Source organism: Streptomyces sp. NPDC046197, assembly GCF_040646295.1.
Lineage (GTDB): Bacteria > Actinomycetota > Actinomycetes > Streptomycetales > Streptomycetaceae > Streptomyces.
In genome coordinates, this window is the sequence record NZ_JBEYZY010000090.1 from 1 (window position 1) to 2,596 (window position 2,596).

Annotated in this window: 1 protein-coding gene; it reads left to right on the top strand. The window is 72.4% G+C overall.

The features are described 5' to 3' along the window. Window positions 1-2,596, top strand: a 2,596-nt coding sequence (locus tag AB0A61_RS40940) for a type I polyketide synthase (RefSeq protein ID WP_361304683.1), incomplete at both ends; no start/stop codon positions are given.

Here is a 2,596-nt window from a genome sequence, read left to right on the forward strand (position 1 = left end):
TGGCCCGCGGATCCCGAGCGGGCGCGGCGAGCGGCGGTGTCGTCGTTCGGGATCAGCGGTACCAACGCCCACGTCATCCTCGAAGAAGCACCCGCGGAGCGCACCGCCCAGGAAGCGGAGCCGCAGGACTCCCCGGGGACGGTCCCCGTCGTGCTGTCCGCACGCGGGCCTCGGGCACTGGTGCAGCTGGCGGGGCGCGTCCAGGCGTACATGGCCGCATCGCCGGACACCGACCTGTACTCCCTCGCACACGCTCTCGCCACCACGCGCGCGCCGCACGACGACCGGGCCGTCGTCCTCGCCGACGACCGCGAAGCGCTCCTCGCCTCCCTCCGGGCGCTGCGAGATGGCGACCCCGACCCGGCGACCGTCGTCACGGGGACGGCTGCCGGGTCTCACGGCACAGTTTTCGTGTTTCCCGGGCAGGGCTCTCAGTGGGTCGACATGGCGCTGCACCTGCTGGAGAGTTCGGACGTCTTCCGGGAGCGTATGCACGAATGCGCGGCTGCCCTGGCCGAGTTCACCGACTGGTCGTTGCTGGACGTGTTGAAGGGCGAGCCCGGCGCGCCCGGCTTCGACCGGGTCGACGTCGTTCAGCCGGTCCTGTTCGCTGTCATGGTCTCGCTCGCCGCGCTCTGGGAGTCGTACGGTGTCCGGCCCGACGCGGTGGCGGGACACTCGCAGGGAGAGATCGCCGCGGCCTGCGTCGCGGGCGCCCTCACCCTGTCGGACGCGGCCCGGGTGGTCGCGTTGCGCAGCCAGGCGCTGGCCGAGCTGGCGGGTACGGGCGGCATGGTGTCGGTCGCCCAGCCGGTCGACCGTGTCGAGGAACGCATACGACGCTGGGAGGGCCGGCTCACGGTTGCCGCGGTGAACAGCCCGGCCTCCGTCGTGGTGTCCGGGGACCCGCAGGCGCTCGACGAGCTCCAGGCGGACTGCGCCGAGTTGGGCGTCCGTACCCGCCGGGTCCCGGTGGACTACGCGTCGCACTCGCCCCACGTCGAGGCCATACGCGACCGGCTCGCCACCCTGCTGGCACCCGTCCGCCCGCGACCGGCGTCCGTGCCGTTCTACTCCGCCGTCACCGCCGAGGAACGGGACACCACAGACCTCGACGGTGGCTACTGGTACGAGAACCTGCGTCGGCCCGTCCGCTTCGACCAGGTCACCCGTGCTCTGCTCGACTCCGGGCACCGCGCGTTCATCGAGGTCAGCGCCCATCCCGTGCTCACGGTGGCGCTCGACGAGAGCTTCGCCGACAGTGGCGTCGAGGAGGCCTTCACCTTCGGCACGCTGCGTCGGGACCAGGGCGGCCCGGACCGCTTCCTTGCCGCGCTGGCGGAGGGGTACGTGCGCGGGCTCGACGTCTCCTGGCCGACCCTGTTCGCGGCGCGCCCGCGGCAGGAGGTGCAGCTGCCCGCCTACCCCTTCCAGCACGAGTCGTACTGGCTCGAACCGGTCGCCACGGACGCCGATCTCACGGCCACCGGCCTCACTTCCGTGGACCACCCCCTCCTGGGCGCCCTGGTCGTCCGTGCTGAAGAGGACGGGCTGCTGCTGAGCGGACTGCTGTCGCTGCGCACGCATCCCTGGCTGGCCGACCACGCCCTTGCAGGCACGCCGGTCCTCCCCGGCACCGCCTTCCTCGAACTCGGCCTCCAGGCCGCACGAGTCGCCGGGTGCACTCAGGTCGACGACCTGACCATCCTCGCTCCCCTGCGGATCTCCGAGAACGGCGGACATCACGTTCAGGTGGAAGCGGGCGCGTACGACTCCGACGGGCGAAGGCCGCTGACCATCCACTCCCGGCCTGCCGCTGACACGGACGCGACCTGGACCAAGCACGCGGTGGGCTATCTGACGTCGGACCTCCCGGAGGCCGGGGACCCCATCACGGCATGGCCGCCGCGCGGCGCCCGTACCGTGGAGTACGCGGACCCCTACGAGACGCTGGCCGCAGGCGGCTACGACTACGGTTCGGCGTTCCAGGGACTGCGCGCACTGTGGCAGCGGGACGACGAGGTGTACGCCGAGGTCGAACTGGACGAGACCGAGGCGGCCGAAGCCGACCGCTTCCTCGTGCATCCGGCCCTGCTGGACGCGGCCCTGCACCCGGTGGCGCTCGGCGCGCTGGGCGAACAGGCCGAGGGCACGGTGCCCTTCGCGTTCGGCGCGGTGACCGTGCACGCCGGGGGAGCGGATCGTCTTCGGGTACGGCTCCGTCGTGAGACGCCTGACCGCGTCGCGCTCACGGCGGTGGACCCCCAGGGCAAACCGGTCGTGTCGGTGCGATCCGTCGCCCTGCGCCCGTTCGACTCGCGGTCGGTGACCACGCCGGACGACCTGCTCCACCGCGTGGAGTGGGAGCCGATGCCGTGGGCCGACTCCCACGAGGTCGGTGAAGGCCCGGCCCCGGTGGTGGTGGTGCCCGCCGGTGGCGTTGCACGGCTGACCTTGGCCTCTGTTCTGGATCGGCTGCGGGACTGCCTGGCTGGTGACGGGCGTGTGGTGGTGGTGACGGCTTCCGGTGACGCGGCGGGGGCCGCGGTGGGTGGACTGGTGCGGTCGGTTCAGGCGGAGTACCCGGGGCGGTTCT